Below are 1283 nucleotides of genomic sequence, written 5' to 3' on the forward strand. Positions count from 1 at the left end.
TGAGGTGCCGGAAATTCCTCGGACAGTGGCCCCAAAGTAGAATTGGGGTTTACCGAATGGAGTTGTTGTGGCGCGGAAGAATTCACGGTACAGCCCGGAGTTTCGGGAGGCGGCGGTCAAGGAGGTGATCGACCAGTCGCGGCCGATCGCGGACGTAGCCCGCGAGTTGGGGCTCGTGGAGCAGACCTTGGGAAACTGGGTCAAGAAATACCGGCAGGCGCATGCCGGGGATGAACCGGAATTGACGGTCGCTGATCGCGCGCGGCTCAAGGAGCTGGAGCGTCAGGTCCGGGAGTTGAAGATGGAGAACGAATTCCTGGGAAAATCGGTGGCCTTCTTCGCGAAGAAGTTCCGGTGAGCGCGAAATACGCGTTCATTGAATCCGAAGAAGGCTGCTATCCGATCGACGCGATGTGCCGGTGGGCGAAGGTGTCACGTTCGGGCTACTACGGCTGGCGTCGACGCAGCCCGTCGGCGACCGCTGCTCGCCGCGAGGTGTTGGCCGCGGAGGTCACGTTCGCCTTCGAGCACTCCGATGGCACCTACGGCTACCGCCGCATCCACGCCCAATTGGCTCGCTGGGGAACGTCGGTCGACCCCGAGACGGTGCGGTCGATCATGCGTGAGCTGGGCCTGGTGGCTTGTCAGCCCAGGCCGTTTCGTCCGACCACCACGATTGCCGGCGATGCGGCGTCACTGCCGGACCGGGTCGGGCGCAACTTCACCGCCGAGGCACCGGGCCGCAAGCTCGTCGGCGACATCACGTACGTCCGCACGTGGGAGGGCTGGCTGTACCTAGCGACGGTGCTCGACTGCTTCTCCAAGAAGGTGCTCGGCTACGCGATGGCCGACCACATGCGCACCGAACTGGTCGCTGAGGCATTGACCATGGCCGCCGGCAACATCGAATTCACTCCCGGTGAAACAATATTCCACTCCGACCGCGGAGCCCAATATATGTCGGTCGAATTCGCCGAACTCGCCGAGAAACTCGGAGTGCTCCGATCCGTCGGCCGGACCGGGATTTGCTACGACAACGCCTGGGCGGAATCATTCAACGCCACCCTGAAAAACGAACGCGTGCACCGAACTCAATACCCCACACGGGAGCACGCAAGAAAGGATATCACACGCTACATCGAATTACGTTACAATCAGATTCGCCTGCATTCCGCGATTGGCTATTGCACGCCGAATGAGGTAGAGTCGAACTGGATCGATCAGCAGCGAGCAGCGTAAGAAACCAAAAAACTCACTGTCCGAATTTTGTCAGGCTCCTCAGA

General features: G+C 60.7%; 1 protein-coding gene. It reads left to right on the forward strand.

All coding sequences use genetic code 11. From position 1 onward, the window contains the following. Positions 1-67: 67 nt before the first annotated feature. Positions 68-1239 (forward strand): IS3 family transposase gene (locus tag KIH27_RS22085; RefSeq protein ID WP_372451455.1). Its coding sequence is split into 2 segments (ribosomal slippage): positions 68-320 and positions 320-1239, totalling 1173 coding nucleotides; the frame shifts between segments, so codons are not numbered across the junction. The last annotated feature ends 44 nt before the right edge of the window (positions 1240-1283 follow it).

Origin of the sequence: Mycolicibacter acidiphilus, assembly GCF_018455725.1 — a bacterium.
Lineage (GTDB): Bacteria > Actinomycetota > Actinomycetes > Mycobacteriales > Mycobacteriaceae > Mycobacterium > Mycobacterium acidiphilum.